General features: G+C 40.4%; 15 protein-coding genes. 6 read left to right on the top strand and 9 right to left on the bottom strand.

From position 1 onward, the window contains the following. Positions 1 to 95: 95 nt before the first annotated feature. Positions 96 to 455 (bottom strand): hypothetical protein, encoded by a 360-nt coding sequence (locus MTN96_RS13230; RefSeq protein WP_096042968.1) that lies wholly within the window; start codon positions 453 to 455, stop codon positions 96 to 98. Positions 456 to 622: 167 nt separating this feature from the next. Here MTN96_RS13230 and MTN96_RS13225 point away from each other — a divergent pair, with 167 nt between their 5' ends. Both MTN96_RS13225 and MTN96_RS13220 read left to right on the top strand, forming a co-directional pair. Beyond that, on the top strand, positions 623 to 1252 hold the full coding sequence (locus tag MTN96_RS13225; protein WP_248531900.1) for a hemolysin III family protein: 630 nt from the start codon (positions 623 to 625) through the stop codon (positions 1250 to 1252). 610 nt (positions 1253 to 1862) lie between these two features. Then, entirely contained in the window at positions 1863 to 2762 is a 900-nt protein-coding gene (locus tag MTN96_RS13220) for an SDR family oxidoreductase (RefSeq protein WP_282452032.1), read from the top strand. Positions 2763 to 3022: 260 nt separating this feature from the next. Here the strand turns inward: MTN96_RS13220 and MTN96_RS13215 are convergent, their stop codons facing one another. From MTN96_RS13215 to MTN96_RS13205, 3 genes are all read right to left on the bottom strand, one after another. Beyond that, positions 3023 to 3574 (bottom strand): diguanylate cyclase, encoded by a 552-nt coding sequence (locus MTN96_RS13215; RefSeq protein ID WP_248531899.1) that lies wholly within the window; start codon positions 3572 to 3574, stop codon positions 3023 to 3025. A 550-nt stretch (positions 3575 to 4124) separates the two neighbouring features. Further along, positions 4125 to 4436 (bottom strand): MGMT family protein, encoded by a 312-nt coding sequence (locus tag MTN96_RS13210; protein ID WP_248531898.1) that lies wholly within the window; start codon positions 4434 to 4436, stop codon positions 4125 to 4127. Continuing rightward, complete coding sequence (locus tag MTN96_RS13205; protein WP_138577231.1) at positions 4426 to 5322, bottom strand: LysR family transcriptional regulator; 897 nt, start codon at positions 5320 to 5322, stop codon at positions 4426 to 4428. Before MTN96_RS13205 ends, MTN96_RS13210 begins: the two co-directional genes overlap by 11 nt. Positions 5323 to 5445: 123 nt before the next feature. Here MTN96_RS13205 and MTN96_RS13200 point away from each other — a divergent pair, with 123 nt between their 5' ends. From MTN96_RS13200 to MTN96_RS13185, 4 genes are all read left to right on the top strand, one after another. Further along, positions 5446 to 6528 (top strand): efflux RND transporter periplasmic adaptor subunit, encoded by a 1083-nt coding sequence (locus MTN96_RS13200; RefSeq protein WP_248531897.1) that lies wholly within the window; start codon positions 5446 to 5448, stop codon positions 6526 to 6528. Positions 6529 to 6530: 2 nt separating this feature from the next. Continuing rightward, a complete protein-coding gene (locus MTN96_RS13195; protein WP_064387226.1) occupies positions 6531 to 9611 on the top strand; it encodes an efflux RND transporter permease subunit in 3081 nt (1026 codons plus the stop codon). 333 nt (positions 9612 to 9944) lie between these two features. Further along, positions 9945 to 10256 carry a hypothetical protein gene (locus tag MTN96_RS13190; RefSeq protein ID WP_174694622.1) on the top strand — a complete coding sequence of 104 codons (312 nt, stop codon included), beginning with the start codon at positions 9945 to 9947 and terminating at the stop codon, positions 10254 to 10256. Positions 10257 to 10484: 228 nt separating this feature from the next. Further along, a complete protein-coding gene (locus MTN96_RS13185; RefSeq protein WP_248531896.1) occupies positions 10485 to 10793 on the top strand; it encodes a hypothetical protein in 309 nt (102 codons plus the stop codon). Positions 10794 to 10802: 9 nt separating this feature from the next. Here the strand turns inward: MTN96_RS13185 and rluF are convergent, their stop codons facing one another. The 5 genes from rluF to glgC form a co-directional block, all read right to left on the bottom strand. After that, entirely contained in the window at positions 10803 to 11789 is a 987-nt protein-coding gene (gene rluF / locus MTN96_RS13180; protein WP_248531895.1) for a 23S rRNA pseudouridine(2604) synthase RluF, read from the bottom strand. 76 nt (positions 11790 to 11865) lie between these two features. Beyond that, complete coding sequence (locus MTN96_RS13175) at positions 11866 to 12945, bottom strand: DUF418 domain-containing protein (protein WP_248531953.1); 1080 nt, start codon at positions 12943 to 12945, stop codon at positions 11866 to 11868. A 34-nt stretch (positions 12946 to 12979) separates the two neighbouring features. Then, positions 12980 to 14194, bottom strand: a complete 1215-nt coding sequence (locus MTN96_RS13170) for an EAL and HDOD domain-containing protein (protein ID WP_248531894.1) — start codon at positions 14192 to 14194, stop codon at positions 12980 to 12982. Between the two features lie 91 nt (positions 14195 to 14285). Then, positions 14286 to 15821 (bottom strand): glycogen synthase, encoded by a 1536-nt coding sequence (locus tag MTN96_RS13165; RefSeq protein ID WP_248531893.1) that lies wholly within the window; start codon positions 15819 to 15821, stop codon positions 14286 to 14288. 41 nt (positions 15822 to 15862) lie between these two features. Then, the gene (gene glgC / locus MTN96_RS13160; RefSeq protein ID WP_004586432.1) at positions 15863 to 17164 is read right to left on the bottom strand and encodes a glucose-1-phosphate adenylyltransferase; all 1302 of its coding nucleotides are present in this window, start codon (positions 17162 to 17164) and stop codon (positions 15863 to 15865) included. Positions 17165 to 17173: the final 9 nt, after the last annotated feature.

The following is a 17173-nucleotide window of genomic DNA, read 5'->3' as shown; positions in this document are numbered from 1 at the left end:
AGGTTTGGTTAATTTAACTAACCTTTTTAATTTTTTGACTAACTATTAGTAAATATTTTTAGTTCACTATTTGCAGTTTAAAACAACGACTACCATTACTTTTTATTTTGTGTATCGGGCTTAACTTTTTTACCTAACCGATAAGCATCAACCATACTTAGTAACCAAATGACCACCATTAAAGGAAGATATTTATATTCCCCAAGCTGAGCACATTCACCTGATGGATTACGGGCGGCTTGTAAAATGCCTGAAGCCGTCATCGGAATTTTACCTGCTAAAATTTCATTTGCGCTACATTGCGCTATAGCCAAAATATCACCTAATGTCATAAACAAAAGTAGCGTGAATACACTTGCAAAAATACAGCCTATTAAACGCTTTTTAAGCGAAAAATGCCCTGCCCCAGGATACACAATGGCAGTAAGTAAAACGGCTTTGAGCTCTTTTTTCATGATAAACGTGCCTTAATTAATTGAGACTATACGACCACACTATACCCGATTAATTCCCTTTAAAATCAATAAAAGTACGGTGACTAATTTACAGTAACAATGCTGACATTGAAACATTGAGCGTACACCTGTACACTCAAGTTTAATTAATAAGTGGTAGGACTAGTATGACTATAGATGCACCCTATTCTCGCAAAGAAGAAAAACTCAATGTATTAAGCCATGCACTGGGAATATTTTTTGCTGTGTTTGTAATGTGGGATTTATTTAAACAAGCCACCAGCGTAAAAGCTTATATTAGCACCGCTGTATATGGGGCTAGTTTATTTGTATTGTTTTTATCATCCACACTTTATCACGCCAGTGTACAGCCAAAATTACGCGCTTTTTATAAAAAGTGCGATCACTGCGCTATTTACGTATTAATAGCGGGTACGTACACCCCATTTTTATTGCTATCTCTTAATGGATTGTGGTCTTGGGGGACACTGAGTTTTATTTGGGCAGTCGCGCTTGGTGGCGTTGCTTATAAAGTGCTGATTAAAAATGGTAATAAAAAAGTCTCGCTGGCTACCTACTTACTTATGGGCTGGTTTGCTCTTGCGATTGTATACCCACTTTATTTAAATATTGATGTAAAAGCACTGTACTGGTTACTGGCCGGTGGCATTTTTTATAGCTTAGGAACATTATTTTATAGCGCTAAAAGCACTCAATTTAGCCACGCAATTTGGCACCTCTTTGTAATAGCTGGGTGTGTGTGCCACTACATTTCAATTACTAATTACGTGTATTAATGCATGTAATTAGTAATTTTATGCCACGCACATAAACCGCAATAATTTGGCTACCCTTCTATATAAAAGCGCGATAAAAGCGCGCTGTAGCTTAGGCGATATCACCTGGGCCTTAATTAAAAACGCTGTTATTTACGGCTCTGACTATAAGCCTAATATTGTCTCTTACTCGCCTAATTAACTAGCTCGATAAACAGCGTGTAACATTTTCGGTACTCTTATCCATTTTTTACCCATTATCTTCACATAATCCTTTCCTAGTTTTAAAATAAATGGATTAAAATAAGTGACATAGCATCATATTTTGAATGTAACGCTATGGCATATCTATTGCTCCTTCAATATAAATGGTCAGTAAAACCTTGGCCAAGCAAATACGTTAAAGGAGATACAAAGTGGGCGCATTACAAGCTGATTCTACAATTGAGGCAAGTGCTACATTAGTAAGTTGCTACTTATACTCAATATTTTACAACCACACTCACTTTTACGTCTATTCCCGCCAAGCAAAGAGGTAGGTAACACGCATTGCTGCGTTATATGCCATTAGGCTCTTTGTGATTACATGCAGTTAATCCAACTTAAACTTTACGTTAAAGGAGACGTTGATATGCCAACTAACCAATTTACGATGCAAGACCCTAGAAGCCAATATCAAATGGCACGAACCGAAAAAGACAGTGCTCAACCAGACCCAGGCCTAGATGAAATTTTAAAACCCAAAGCAGATCACGGCGAAGATACCTATGTAGGTAGCGACAGATTAAAGGGCCGCAAGGCGTTGATCACTGGGGGCGACTCGGGCATTGGCAGAGCGGTTGCCATTGCATTTGCCAGAGAAGGTGCCGATGTGGTTATTAATTACTTAGCCAGCGAAGAAGCCGATGCGAAAGAAACACTCGATATTTTAAAAGCCACCGGTAACAAAGCATGGGGAATTGCAGGCGATATCTCTGATGAGAGTTTTTGTAACGACCTTGTGGCGCAAAGCGTTGAAAACTTAGGCTCAATCGACATATTAGTGAATAATGCGGGTAAGCAACAGTTTGTTGCCGAGCTAGACGATTTATCTACCGAGCAATTTTGCCAAACATATGCAACAAATGTATTTGCTATGTTTTGGATAACAAAAGCGGCGGTAAAACATATGCCACCGGGCGCTAGTATTATTAATACAACCTCAATCCAATGCTATCAACCCTCTGCTGGGCTTCTCGATTACGCATCGACTAAGGGCGCAATTACAAGCTTTACTAAAAGTTTAGCAAAAATGGTTATTGATAAAGGCATTCGGGTTAATGGGGTTGCTCCAGGGCCAATTTGGACCCCGCTTCAACAAAGTGGCGGCCAACCGGCTAAAAAATTGCCTGAATTTGGTGATAACGTACCATTAGGTAGACCAGGCCAGCCTGCTGAACTAGCACCCACCTATGTATACTTAGCATCGCAAGAGTCAAGTTACATTACCGCTGAAATAATGGGCGTGACAGGTGGGCAGCATCTACCTTAATCATGATAGTTACTTATATTAGTTAATCTTAGCTTATTGATTTTATGAAATAATAGCGGCGTATTTACGCCGCTATTATTACCTAGCCTTTTTTCAATTATACCTAAATAAGCCCCACTAGGTATTGGTGAGGCTCTGGTTAACAGCACCTTAGCTTGGTACTAAAAATCGGTGCTCATACAGCACTATTTAGCTCAGTGTGAGCAAGAGTGCGCCGAGTTAGACACGCATAAATTAACTGCATAAATAACTTAAGCCGATTAAGTGTTATCTTTTTTAGCACGTATACCGCGAATGAACTCTTCTAAATAAGGCGTAAATTCTAGCGCAAGTGCTATAAATAGCACCGTTGCCAAGTAAGTTATTGGTAAAGGAGAGGCTTTTAATTGCAGCGTAAAGTAAGGAGGAAAGCCGCCTGGAGTAAATAAAGCGGTAAATTGCTCCCAATGGCGCGCAATAATTAATACCAAAGCTAACAGGGGTATCATTTCTAAAAAACTGTGTATATGTTGCTCTATAGGCCCTACCCTTCGCTTACTTACTGCATAAGTTACATCCCACATTGCTGTAAGCTCATGCAGAAAAAACAATACAATACAAATGGCAATAATCAAACTATTAACTTCAAAAATTAAAACGAGGATTAACGGAATGCCCACTTCGGCAAACATTAATAAATGAATAAATGACTCTTTAGCACCGCTGGTTGTAGAAATATTACTACGTCGATGACAAAACCAATCAGCAATACCAGCAGCAAGCCAAACAGGGATCACAAAATACATTAAAATCAATAAAGTTGGGTCAGTCATAGTTTGTTAGTCCTTAATATTTGGTTTTAATAACCCTCATGCTTAAAACTAAATATTTACACTTCATCACCTTGATCATTCACCACTAGCGATGTGAAAAACCATATTTTTCAAATAATTTATCATTCACTTTTAAGATGGCTTGAGGATTACTTACGTTTTTACGCTTTTACCTTTTGTAAATGAGATACCATTTTTAAACGCGCCCGTGAGCCAACATTTGGTATGCTCAATATCTATTTACAACTAATAAGTAGTTCAAGTGTTATGCCAACTCGACGCTTAATTGATTTAATGCCATTTTAGCTATAGGTAGGTGTGGAGGTGTTTTTTACTTTGCCGTATATATTTTTATTGTGTAAAAAATAGAAAATATATCGCTTTTCATTGTAAGTTTTTCATTCACAAAGCTAGATAAGGAGGTTGTGGTAAAGGTAAAACTAGAAGCTGAAAAACCCTATTTGTTGTAGATTTACGCTAGCTAAAAAAAAGTAAGCCGCACACTTGTAATAAAGCAGCCTTTAAAAGCTCTTTTACGATAATACGTTCACTACTGCCATCTACACTCGCGCATATTTACTTTGTCGTTTTTAAAGCTAACCCCTTCTAATAATAGCTTTTGGCGCTGCTCTTGGTATTTATCACTGCCTGCAGGAAATGATATTTTACCTTGGCTGTTTACTACTCTGTGCCACGGTATAACAGAATCATCTGGCATTTGCTTTAATAAGCGCCCTACCAAGCGTGAATTTTGCGGGAAACCTGCAAGCGTTGCTACTTGCCCGTAACTTGCTACAAAACCTTCAGGTATATTTGCAATAATGGTGTAGATGAGGGTTTCTTTATCAATATTATCGGTCATTAACGTACGCCTCACTGAGTACTTTAAATTGCTCCCAAATAGAGCGCGCAACAGGGCCATGGTGTATTGCATCACGCCTAAATGCACGTACTTCTATACCAAACTCATCTTCTCTGTCGTTTATCTGTATTTGCTGTAACAGCCCGGCTTCTATTTCAGGGGCGCAATAGTCTATGTTCATCATTGCCCAGCCGGCACCAGCAAGCAAAAACGACTTTAAATTGGTTACATCGTCAATCTTCATTAAGGCAGAGCCTTTTGAGTAAGAAAGCTTGTCGCTGTCTATGCTTAAGTCACTTTCAAACATGGCCAAACACGGGTAATTTTGTAGCTCGTTAAAGGTCATGTACTTAGGAAACGTATTAGTAGATGCAATAATTCCAATATTTAATTTACCAATTGGTAGGCTCTCTAAGTGCCCTGTTGCATGAAATAAGTCAAACCAAGGGCCGATGCCTAACTCCACTTGCCCACTATTTACTTGCTCTAAAGAGACAAAGCGTTTTCCACTGGTTAAATTAAACTCCGTACGCTTAAATAGTCTAAAAGTATTACTTATGATCTCGTTATAACTGTCTTTTTGACAAATTTGCTCATAACAAATTCGATATTGTGGCTCGTTACCCAGTGCAAGCTCTTTAGCAAGCTGTGCTAGCTCATCATTTGCATGCAATAATTGTTGTGCTTCGCGATGAAAAACACGCCCTTTTTCAGTTAACTGTAATCGGTACTTGCTTCTATCGAGTAGTTCGAAGCCAATTTTTGCCTCTAAGTTTTTAATTGCTAAGGTAAGCGCAGGTTGAGTTTTATGTAATTTAAGCGCCGCGCCACTTAAACTTGCACTTTGTACAATGGCATCTAAAATTTGTAATTGATTCAGCTTCATACTGCGCTCAACATGATCATAAATAAAACTTATTATGTTTCTAAAATTTAATGAATTTTATTTTATATGGTTGCGGCGTATCCTGCACTTAATTATTTTGCCCATCATTGCCACGGAGAAGACATGAAACTCTTTCGTCTATGTATACTTACTACGACTTTACTTACCTTAATGGCCTGTTCTGAGCCAGAAAAGCAAGTAAAAGAAGAGCCCATTAGGCCTGTAAAGTTATTCAATATAGGACATGATTCGCAAACAAATGTGCGCAGTTTTCCTGCTGAAGTGGTTGCTAACCAAGGCTCGTACTTAGCATTTAGAGTCAATGGTGAACTGGTAGAGTTTCCGGTATTAGCAGGTGAAGAAGTTGAAAAAGGACAACTTTTAGCAAAGCTTGACCCAGAAGACTTTCAGTTACAGTACGATGATAGAAAAGCCCGTTATGAGCTTGCTAAATCACAACTTAGCCGCATTGAACAATTACTTGAAAAAAGAATCGCGAGTCAATCAGAGTACGATGAAGCATTGGCCAATATGCAAGTGGCAGAGTCTGCCTTTAAAATTGCCGAAACCAACCTAGAATACAGTGAGCTGCGCGCCCCATTTGCAGGGACTGTAGCCAAAGTATTTGTTAAAAACTTTGAAAACATTCAAGCCAAGCAAAACATTTTACGCCTAGAAACCCGCGATTTAATGGATGTGGAAATCCAAGTTCCTGAAAAAATAATAGCGCGCATTAAAAAAGGCAGTGACTACCACCCTACCGTTGTGTTTGACGGTTATGATAATAAAGAGTACACCCTTGATTTAAAAGAGTGGGACACGCAGGCCGATCCTACTACGCTTACCTACAAAGTTGTTTTTTCGCTACCAGTGCCTAAAGACTTTAACCTACTTGCAGGGATGACGGGCCGTGTATTTATCGATTTATCAAAAGTAACCAGCTCGCAAGTGGCTTACACTATTTTACCGGTAGAGTCGGTTTTTTCTGAAGCTAAAGAAAGCGTGTCAGATAACGCCTATGTGTGGGTATATAACCCAGAAACCGGCGTTGTTAATAAACAAGCCGTTAAAGTAGGCCAAGTACACCGCGACGGTATTGAAGTGTTAAGCGGTATTAAAGAAGGCCAAATTGTCGTCTCTGCTGGCGTGCACTCATTAGATGAGGGCATGAAAGTACGTCCATGGAATAAAGAGCGAGGCTTATAATTATGAGCTTTGCGCAACTCTCCATAGAGAAAAAAGTAATTAGCTGGATGTTTGCACTACTGCTGTTAATTGGCGGAAGTGTGTCGTACTTTGATTTAGGCCAACTAGAAGACCCAGAGTTTACACTTAAAACCGCCATGGTTATTACTATGTATCCGGGTGCATCGCCACAACAAGTAGAGGAAGAAGTCACCTTTCCTATCGAAAATGCGATTCAGCAACTCCCCTACGTAGATTATGTGACCTCTATTTCATCAAATGGAAAGTCGCAAATATCGGTAGAAATGAAAAGCACCTACCGAAAAGAGCAGCTGCGCCAGATTTGGGATGAAATGCGCCGTAAAATTAACGACTTAGCGCCTTCACTTCCAAGTGGCGTTTACCCAAGCACCATTTTAGATGACTTTGGTGATGTATACGGCGTTATGTATGCGGTTACCGGCGATGGCTACTCTTATGATGAACTTAAAGATTACACCGATTACTTAAAGCGTGAACTCGTACTGGTTAAAGGTGTGAGTAAAGTGACCATTGCTGGTGAGCAACAGCCTCAAGTAATGGTTGAAGTGTCTACCCGTAAATTAGCGCAGCTCGGAATTGCCCCAAGCCATATTTTTGGTTTACTGCAATCGCAAAATACAGTCTCTAACGCAGGTAAAATTAGAGTGGGCGATGAGTCTATACGCTTTCACCCAACCGGCGAATTTAAAGATGTTAAAGAGCTCGAAACCCTACTTATATCAAAACCCGGTGCTAGCGAGCTTATTTACTTAGGTGATGTAGCCAAAGTATTTAGAGAATACGCAGAAGTACCCAGCAATGTTATTCGCTACAACTCAGAACAAGCGCTTTTAATTGGTGTCTCGTTTATGAATAGCGTGAATGTAGTAGATGTAGGTAAACGTATTGACGAGCACTTAGCAGAGCTTGAATACCAGCGCCCACATGGCATACATGTAGAATCGGTGTATAACCAACCTAAAGAAGTAGAAAAATCGGTAGATGGCTTTATTGTCAGCCTAGTAGAGGCGATTGCCATTGTAATCGTGGTACTGCTTATATTTATGGGGTTAAAAAGTGGTATTTTAATTGGCGGTATTTTATTACTCACCGTTTTAGGCACCTTTATATTTATGAAGTTGTTCGCCATAGACCTGCAACGTATTTCTCTGGGTGCGCTTATTATTGCCCTTGGTATGCTGGTAGATAACGCTATAGTAGTAACCGAAGGCATATTAATAAATTTAAAGCGTGGCCAAACTAAGTTAAAAGCTGCGGTTAATATTGTAGAACAAACTAAATGGCCGCTACTAGGCGCTACAGTTATTGGTATTACTGCGTTTGCCCCTATTGGCTTAAGCTCTGATGCGACCGGTGAATTTGCGGGTAGCTTATTTTGGGTATTGTTTATATCGCTTTTACTAAGCTGGATCACCGCCATTACGCTTACGCCATTTTTTGCAAATTTAATGTTTAAACAAGATGAATTTAAAAAAGCTAAAAATGCTGAGGGCGAAGAGGAAAATGACGACCCATACCAAGGCTTTATTTTTACCGGCTATAAAGCACTTTTAGATGTGTCTATGCATTATCGTAAAACCACACTTGTGCTTATGGTCGTGCTTCTTTGCTCGGCTGTGGTTGGTTTTGGTGCGGTTAAACAATCGTTTTTCCCAGCCTCTAACACCCCTATGTTTTATGTAGATTACTGGCAGCAACAAGGCTCCGACATAAGAGCAACGCTAGAGGGAATCAAAAAGCTTGAAAACTACCTTCAAAAAGAAGAGCTAGTTGAAGAAATAACCAGTACTACAGGCCAAGGTGCTCCACGCTTTATGCTTACTTATGCACCGCAAAAGTCGTACTCGTCATACGGGCAGCTCATTATTAGAGTAAAAAACCGCGAGGCGGTGGCTGTAGTAATGCAAAAAGTGCGTGAATACTCGCAAAATACACCGCTTTCAGCTGAACTTAAAATTAAGCCCATGGAAATTGGCCCCTCAACCGATGCTAAAATTGAAGCACGCTTTACAGGCCCCGATCCGGTAATACTTAGACGATTAGCCGCCCAGGCTGAAGAAGTTATCGCACAAGACGACGGCGCTTATAATATTCGTGATGACTGGCGTGCGCGTACTAAAATGATTCGTCCACAATTTAACGAACAAAAAGCGCGCCGTTTAGGTATTAGTAAGTCAGACCTTGATGATGTACTGCTTACTAGCCTTTCTGGCAAGCAAGTGGGTGTATACCGCGATGGTACGCAACTTCTGCCAATTATTGCTCGCTCACCGGCAAATGAGCGCCTAAATGTAGAAAGCGTTCACGATTTACAAATATACAGCCCTGTATTGGGTGTATTTGTGCCAGTAACGCAAGTGGTTGACGAATTTGTGGTTGAATGGGAAGACAGCCTAATTATGCGCCGCGACCGAAAGCGCACAATAACGGTAATGGCCGATCACAACGTATTAGGCGATGAAACTGCCGCTAAGTTATTTGCACGCGTGCGCGGACCCGTAGAGGCAATAGAGCTACCGCGTGGCTATAAATTAGAATGGGGCGGCGAGTATGAGTCGTCATCGGATGCACAAGCCGCTATATTTGGCTCATTACCGCTGGGTTATTTAGCGATGTTTGCGGTAACCGTACTGCTGTTCAATTCACTTAAACAGCCTTTAGTTATTTGGGCTACAGTGCCACTTGCCATTATTGGTGTGAGTGCGGGCATGTTAATAATGAATGCGCCATTTAGCTTTATGGCACTACTTGGATTACTAAGTTTAAGCGGGATGCTGATTAAAAACGGCATAGTGTTGGTCGATCAAATAAATCTTGAGCTTCGCGATGGTAAATCGCCTTATCAAGCTGTGTTTGAATCTGGCGTTAGCCGTGTACGCCCTGTAGCCATGGCGGCTATTACCACCATTTTAGGTATGATCCCGCTGTTGTTTGACGTGTTCTTCCAGTCAATGGCGGTAACTATTATGTTTGGTTTAGGTTTTGCAACCATACTTACGCTTATCGTAGTACCTGTGCTTTATACTGTTGTATTTAGAATAGACTACGAGCCTAGAAAGTAATTTAAAAGCCTTACAGCACGTTTAAAACGCAGCTTACCTCACAGTAGCTGCGTTTTTTATTATTTAAACCGAGGTTAAAGATGGACATAATAAACTAGGTTGTATTTGTATTCTCTTTGGCTATTTTCACTTTATAACCGACGAAAATGGCAATGTAGATTTAAACAACTACCGTTTCACGGGCGGTATTGCACTGGTAATAACAGGCATGTTTGACGGTACTTACGATTTAATTAAACGACTGCGCTCTAAAAACAGCGTATCTGCATTAGCCATTTATTTAGGGCTTTTTTTACTTTATATTGGCGTTGTGTTTTATAAATAACCCCTCAAATGACAGCAAAACAACTTTTTAGAATAATAATTACCGCTAGTTTACTATTCCCCCCCCTATTTTTTATTGCTTGGGATGAAAATCTCGATCCCCCCTTTATTGCCAATACCGCTTATGATTTTTTAACACATAAGCTGCTTCCTGTTTTGTCAGTAATAATTAGTATCGCTGGGGGGATGTACGGATACAAAAAGTACAACGCATGCATAACGTTTAAATCAAATTTTAAAGACTATGTAGGGCCTGTTTATCTTTCGAGGTTAAATTTGCAGCAGTGTGTTTGGCATTTAGGCAAGGCAGAGCCTATGTAGTGTGGTTATTCCCCATAAATAGGCGATAACGTGGAATAAATGCCAAACATGCGCTGCCCGGAGGGTTCTGCCTAGGGGCAATTTACTCTTTGTTGCTCAGTTTTTACTTAGTCCACTAGGTTACAAACCTCGCGCCACGATTAAACCGCCCCTAGTTTGAACAAATTTTAATCCTGAAAGGTCAACAGGCCCTAGCACGATGGGAAGCTTAGGGGCTGGCTGGGTATTTTGTTTATACCGGTTTTAGTTTATTTATGGCTGTGGGCTAGTTTTTGTATTTCAGTAAAGTTATGGACGTATTATTATAGCGACAATAGCTGGCAGCAAGAGTACCAGCTACTGGCTGTAGAGGCATGTCCGAGTGATTACGAATACAGCTGCGCAAAACTGGTTGTGCTTGATTTACAAAATTACAGAAAGCGCTCTTTTAGGTGGTATTTAGATAAACCAGCATTAAAGCGGCTAAAAAATGAGAAAATAAACATCGTGGGCGTTAAAAGCCCACTCGGTAACGTTGTACATCAAATACAATGGTAAGTGCGCACGCTATTTTTTTAAACTTAATGTGCCAGATGAACGCGCTTTACCGTTTGCTGGCTTTTTGTTGTTTGCACTTTTACTATCGCCTTGCGTATTTTTACTAGCTCCGCCTTTACCTACATAGGTGGTTGAGCGCTTTTGAAAGGGCGTGTTACTTCTTTGGCTGCGAGTGCCTCGCTCATTATTAAAGGCGCGTGGGTTTTCACCCTGAAAATCACGCTTTTTAGGCTCGCCTTTGTTATTGGCATTTTGCTTATTGGTATCAACCGAGTGCTCTTGCGTTTTACCCGAATCAGCAATGGAGTCATTAATTTGCGCCATTTCTACGTCGGTTAAATGTCGCCACTGGCCTACTTTTAAGCCCTTTAACGTTACATTCATAATGCGGGTACGTTTAAGGGTCACAACTTCATAACCTAGGTATTCACACATACGGCGAATTTGGCGGTTTAAACCCTGCGTAAGCACAATTTTGAATTCTTGCGGAGCTGTTTGCGTCACTTTACATTTTTTTGTAACGGTATCTAAAATAGGAATACCGTTGGCCATTTTGCTCACAAATTGGCGATTGAGTGGTTTATCAACTGTCACCACGTATTCTTTTTCGTGGTTATTACCCGCTCGCAAAATTTTATTAACGATATCGCCTTCGTTAGTTAAAAAAATCAACCCTTCTGAAGGTCTATCTAAACGGCCGATAGGAAATATACGGGTGGGATAATTAACGGCTTTGACAATATTACTTTGAATTTTACTCTCGGTGGTACAGGTAATACCCACTGGCTTATTATACGCTATGTACACGCGTTTTGGTTTTTCGCGCAGCGGTTTTCCATCTACTAAAACAGTATCGGTATCAGCCACTTTTACGCCCATTTCAGGCGTATTACCATTAACTGTTACACGACCTTGCTCAATATATTTATCGGCTTCACGGCGTGAACAAAAACCTGTTTCACTAATAAATTTATTTAAACGTTTTAATTCGGTCATGGCACTGAATGGTCCTAATTTTAAAGGCGACTAGTGTAAACCACACGCCATTATTTTTCGCCCCTAATTTAAACCTTTACGCATTAATTTTTGCAATTTTTGCTTGAGTTAACCTGCGCCAAACATATTCCAGCGGCCCTTGCTCATAATAGCGACAATATAAAGCTGTAAACAATAGCTGCACGCTAACTAGGCCAGTCGCGATTATCCAATAGTCTATTCGGTTAAAACTTAATACCCACTGCGGATACAACACTTTATAAAGCAACAGCTGCATAAGTGTTTGGCATATATATAAGGTAAAAGCTAAGCGCCCCGCCTGCTGAATAAGCTGGCCCACATGAGCACGGTTATTACAAAATTTAACGATGAGATGAATATAAAATACAGCCATGAATAACGCGGCAAAGGTATTTATAAACTCTTGTAGGGCGAACCCCGCTCCCCCAGTAAACTTTGACGCATAAAGCCTCATGCCTGAAAAAATAAAGGCGCCAGCTATACAAACAATAAGGTGCGGCTTAGTTAAACCTTTACTAAAAACCTCATTTTTATATAAATATATGCCAATCAGCATTAGCCCTACGCACAGCCACATGATCATGATAGGAACAGCTACCAGCATTAATATATTCATACCTAGGTTACTCAAAAAGTAATCGCTGTAATGCGGGCTATATAAATCGATATACTGTGCTGAATCACGATAAACGAGCTCATCTGGCGCACTAAAGAGCACCAACCCCGTGGCTACACAACCAATTAAAAGAAACTCCCCTGCCCTTTTTACAAGCAGTTGGTTATTACTTTGTAAATATTTTAGGGCAAACCAGCCAGATACACCGTACAAAAATAAAATGTCGCCAGCCCAAAGTAAAAAACCATGTACCAAACCAAAAATGATAAGCCAATGCAATCGCGCTTTTAAAGGCGCTGTTGATTTAACTTTTTGCCATTGAATATAAAGCCCTGCACCAAACAGTAAGCTAAACAGCGTTCTAAATCGGCCATCAACAAAAAAAATACTCACAGCATGGATAAGGGTGTCGCTAAAAGGCGGGGTAGATAAAGGAATATAGCTATAATCCATTAAGCCAAACGCATAGCCATTCATATACACTAAGCAAAGCACGGCAATGCCGCGAATAAAGTCCATATTATAATTTCGCATAATGAGCGGTTACTGTCCTTTAACTATTATTTTTATAATTATCTGCCCAATCTACGGCTTGATTATATAACCCTGGCAGCACATCACTTTTAACATTAAGTAATATAACGGCTTTTTCTAATGTCCACCAGCTACCTGTTTCGTACGCTTGTACTACATTTAAAATATAATATAGGGTGTTTTTTTCGTTTAATAATGCCGCTTTAATATCATCAGGAAAAGGTAATTTTTCGACTAATAAACTCATAGGTTGATCGAGTATGGCATCTAGTAACGAAAACAAGCCGGTTAAAAACGCCTCACCCGCCAACGATTTAGACACTTGCTTTGCTATTAGCTCACAAAAGCGTGCTCTAACTACACACACTTGCATTAATTCTGCTGGCTTTTTTCCCGCGGTGTGCGCGGTAACAATAAGACTTACAAACTTTTTTAAACGCTCATGCCCTAAATACACTAACGCCTGTTTAATAGATGATATTTCACTCTGAATAGGAAAAACACCGCTGTTAATTAGCCGCATAAGCTTATAAGCCAAGGCCGCATCGGCTTCAAATAACGCACTAATTTGCTTTATATCTGGGCTTGGTTTCATTACTTGCGCGTAAATAGCCACAACTAACGCATAGTTATAATCAATGTCTTGCTGTTCGTGCATTGTGGGCTTGGCAAAAAAGTAGCCTTGAAAGTAATCAAACCCCATTTTATGTGCTTGGTGATAATCGGCTTGGGTTTCTATTTTTTCTGCTAATATTTTTATTTTTTTATGCTGTTTTAGTTTTTCTACAATCTCGGCAATATCTGATAAAGGCGTTTGCGCAATATCAAACTTTACTAGCTTAATAAACTTTAAAAATCGCTCCCATTGCTCGTTATAAACAAAGTCATCTAATGCGAGTTTATAGTTTTTATGAAAAAGCTCTCTGCAAAGCTGATAGTTATCGTCGGTGGGTTCAATGGTTTCTAATAGCTCAATGACCACATCTTTGCAGGGTAAAAAGTCACATAAATTGTGCTTTAAAGAGTCTGGGCCTATATTTATCAGTGCCGTTTTACCAGAGGTGATGTGGCGTGTGCCTAAATTAAGCTGGTTTTCCATTATTAGGCGAGCAGTTGCTTGACCTTCTTCTATATCGGGAAAAAAGTTTTCAGCACTATTACGAAATAAAAGCTCGTAAGCAACTACATTTTGCTTACGATTGAATATTGCTTGCCTTGCAACAAATACAGACACATTACCTACTTCTTATTTATATACTCAAACTAAGTAATTAATAGCGTAAATAGGTATAAATGTCACTTCTACTGCGTTTAATTTTAATGATTTAGCAATACATGCTTGAAATATAATCAGCAGCGACCGTTTCCCACGAAAAACGTGCTCCTTTAGCATTAGCTGTAATGTTACTCCATTGCTTAGGGTTTTGCTGTTTTAGCGTAAGGGTTTCAGTTAAGCATGTCATTAATCCATCAACTTGTTCATTCAACGAGCCGCCAGAAAATGCAAAGCCATTGTTGTTATGGCTTACGGTGTCTTTTAAACCGCCAACACTGTGGACTAAACAAGGTTGCCCTGCGCGCATAGCAAGCATTTGACTAATTCCGCATGGCTCAAACGAGCTTGGCATTAAAAATAAATCCCCTAGCTCATATAGGCTATCGCCAATACCTTGCCCATAACCTTTTAAAAACAATAAGTTTGCATTGCGTGCCATGGCCTTGGTGAAAATGCTTTCAAGGGCTTTGTCACCAGAGCCTAAAATAATAAGACGACCATTAAAACGGTTAATTATTTCACACACGTTATCAAGCGCTAATGCATTACCGTATTGTTGGCAAAGTAATAACACCTTTTGCTCGGTCAGCCTGCCAACACTTGTTACGAGGGGCCCATCTATTGGCGTGTTTTTAAACTGCAGCATGCGCTGATGCGCCACATAGTAGCTCGTTTCAAGCTGCTCATGTTTTGCCATCCAGTTAAATAAAGTATGTTCAATACGCTCATACAAGAGCGATAAAGTAACCTGCTCAGGGTTTTTCTCAGGGTATTCACAGCCATTTAATATTCCCACCACCTTGCCTTGAGCCGATTGATTTTGTAAATCAAGCTCTAAGCCTTCTCCACCAAAAAAACCTTGCTGATAATTACTCGGCTTTAGTACCTCGGTACTGTAAGTAGGTGAGACTAAATGAACTTTATTTGCCAAATTTATAGCACTGCGCATAGGATTAAAACAGTGTGGGTAACGAGGGTCACACAAATGTTGCCCGTTATAACCTAACGAAGGAAACCAAGCCTCTAAACTCGAGTCGTCGTGTTTAAAAGGCCTGATCCCTTGCAGTGCTAAATTATGAACTGTATAGGCAATATGTAAATTAGCGAGGGTATCGTAGCGTTTATCAAATTTTAATAATACGGCGACACACGCGCTATGCCAATCGTGTAAATGCAGTGCTTGAGGGCGCGTTATTAAACCCTGAAGCAGCGCTTCACATAGAGCGGCACTAAATAATGCATATTTTGTTGCATCAGTAGCAAAAGGTCGCCCGGGTTCGTCATTGCAATACACCGAACCCGATTGGCTAAACAGTGGGTGCGAAATAACAAATTGATTAATGTGTGGGTTGTCATCACTTATTTTAAATAAAGATAATACCTGTGGCTGCGCTCTAAATATAACAGTGACATCAGCTATATATTCACGTTGCAGTTGCTCAAACCCATAATCAGGAATAACAACATCTACGCTCACGCCTTGTGCTGCTAGTGCTTTTGGGGCATCTCTGACTACATCTGCTACCCCGCCCACTTTAGCGTTTGGTAGAGCATCGTTTTCTGCGGCAACCATTAATACATGCATTTATTTACTACTTCCTTAACCTTTGTTATTCGCATCCGATTTTAAGCGAACTTTTTATTTTCGTGAGCTTGGCGTTCAAGCTTTTTAGCAAGTTCCGTGAGCATATCACGGGTGACTAATACGATGCCTTTTTTAGATACCCTAAAGCCATTTTCTTCATCGGCTTTTCTATCGTAGCCAATTTCAAGCCCTGCGGGTATTTCACAGCTTCGATCAATTATGGCTCGCTTAATTTTACAATGACGATTAATGAGAGCCCCGGGTAAAATAACCGATTGCTCTATTTCGCAAAATGAACGCACGTGCACGTTTGAAAACAGCAGTGATTTTCTAACCACTGAGCCCGATACAATACACCCTCCTGATACCGTTGAGTCTACCGCCATACCGCGTCTATCTTCATCATCAAAAATAAACTTAGCCGGTGGCAACTGCTCTTGATAGGTCCAAATAGGCCAGGTTGGATCGTATAAATCTAGCTGTGGCTCGGGCATTACCAATTCCATATTGGCCTCCCAAAACGAGTCTAACGTTCCTACATCGCGCCAATAAGGTTGCCCTTCTTGCATGGGATCTCTAAACGGAAACGCATACACACTGTGCTCTTCTATAATTGCCGGAATAATATCGTGCCCAAAGTCGCGGCCAGAACCTTCATTTTCAGCATCTTTTTTTAGCTGCTCAAATAAAAACTCAGTATTAAACACATAGTTGCCCATAGAGGCTAAGCAGGTACCTGGCTTACCAGGGACAGAGCTGGGGATCGAAGGTTTCTCATCAAAGCGACATACCCGATTTTTTTCATCAACAGTCATTACCCCAAAGGTATCTGCAGCCTCTTCAACAGGTACTTCAAGGCAACATACTGTCATGTCGGCGCCTTTTTGCACATGCTCGGCTAATAGAGCGCCGTAATCCATTCGATAAACGTGATCGCCTGACAAAATCATCACATATTTTGGCAGTTCGTGGCGAATAATATCCATGTTTTGAAAAACCGCATCGGCAGTCCCACAATACCACTCATCGCCATTACGCTGAGATGCGGGTAAAATTTCAACCGACTCCCCCAGCTCCTTTTTAAAATGGCCCCAGGCGCGATTAACATGACGAATCAAAGAGTGCGATTTGTACTGTGTGGCTATGCCTACACGCCTCACACCCGAATTGATACAATTTGATAATGGAAAATCGATAATACGGTGCTTACCGCCAAAATAAACAGCGGGCTTTGCGCGCCAATCTGTCAATTCGTGTAAGCGTGAGCCGCGTCCACCAGCCAGTATTAACGCGTACGTATCTCGGGTTAAGCTACTTATGTAACGATTTGCATAACTAGGCATAATACTCTC

The organism is Pseudoalteromonas sp. 2CM28B (assembly GCF_023161935.1).
Note: the sequence above shows the minus strand (reverse complement) of the source record. Positions and strands in the feature narration are given on the sequence as shown.

Bases quoted from the DNA above. Each gene is read 5' to 3' on its own strand.
- MTN96_RS13230 (WP_096042968.1), bottom strand. From the start codon at position 455: ATGAAAAAAGAGCTCAAAGCCGTTTTACTTACTGCCATTGTGTATCCT.
- MTN96_RS13225 (WP_248531900.1), top strand. From the start codon at position 623: ATGACTATAGATGCACCCTATTCTCGCAAAGAAGAAAAACTCAATGTA.
- MTN96_RS13220 (WP_282452032.1), top strand. From the start codon at position 1,863: ATGCCAACTAACCAATTTACGATGCAAGACCCTAGAAGCCAATATCAA.
- MTN96_RS13215 (WP_248531899.1), bottom strand. From the start codon at position 3,574: ATGACTGACCCAACTTTATTGATTTTAATGTATTTTGTGATCCCTGTT.
- MTN96_RS13210 (WP_248531898.1), bottom strand. From the start codon at position 4,436: ATGACCGATAATATTGATAAAGAAACCCTCATCTACACCATTATTGCA.
- MTN96_RS13205 (WP_138577231.1), bottom strand. From the start codon at position 5,322: ATGAAGCTGAATCAATTACAAATTTTAGATGCCATTGTACAAAGTGCA.
- MTN96_RS13200 (WP_248531897.1), top strand. From the start codon at position 5,446: ATGAAACTCTTTCGTCTATGTATACTTACTACGACTTTACTTACCTTA.
- MTN96_RS13195 (WP_064387226.1), top strand. From the start codon at position 6,531: ATGAGCTTTGCGCAACTCTCCATAGAGAAAAAAGTAATTAGCTGGATG.
- MTN96_RS13190 (WP_174694622.1), top strand. From the start codon at position 9,945: ATGACAGCAAAACAACTTTTTAGAATAATAATTACCGCTAGTTTACTA.
- rluF (WP_248531895.1), bottom strand. From the start codon at position 11,789: ATGACCGAATTAAAACGTTTAAATAAATTTATTAGTGAAACAGGTTTT.
- MTN96_RS13175 (WP_248531953.1), bottom strand. From the start codon at position 12,945: ATGGACTTTATTCGCGGCATTGCCGTGCTTTGCTTAGTGTATATGAAT.
- MTN96_RS13165 (WP_248531893.1), bottom strand. From the start codon at position 15,821: ATGCATGTATTAATGGTTGCCGCAGAAAACGATGCTCTACCAAACGCT.
- glgC (WP_004586432.1), bottom strand. From the start codon at position 17,164: ATGCCTAGTTATGCAAATCGTTACATAAGTAGCTTAACCCGAGATACG.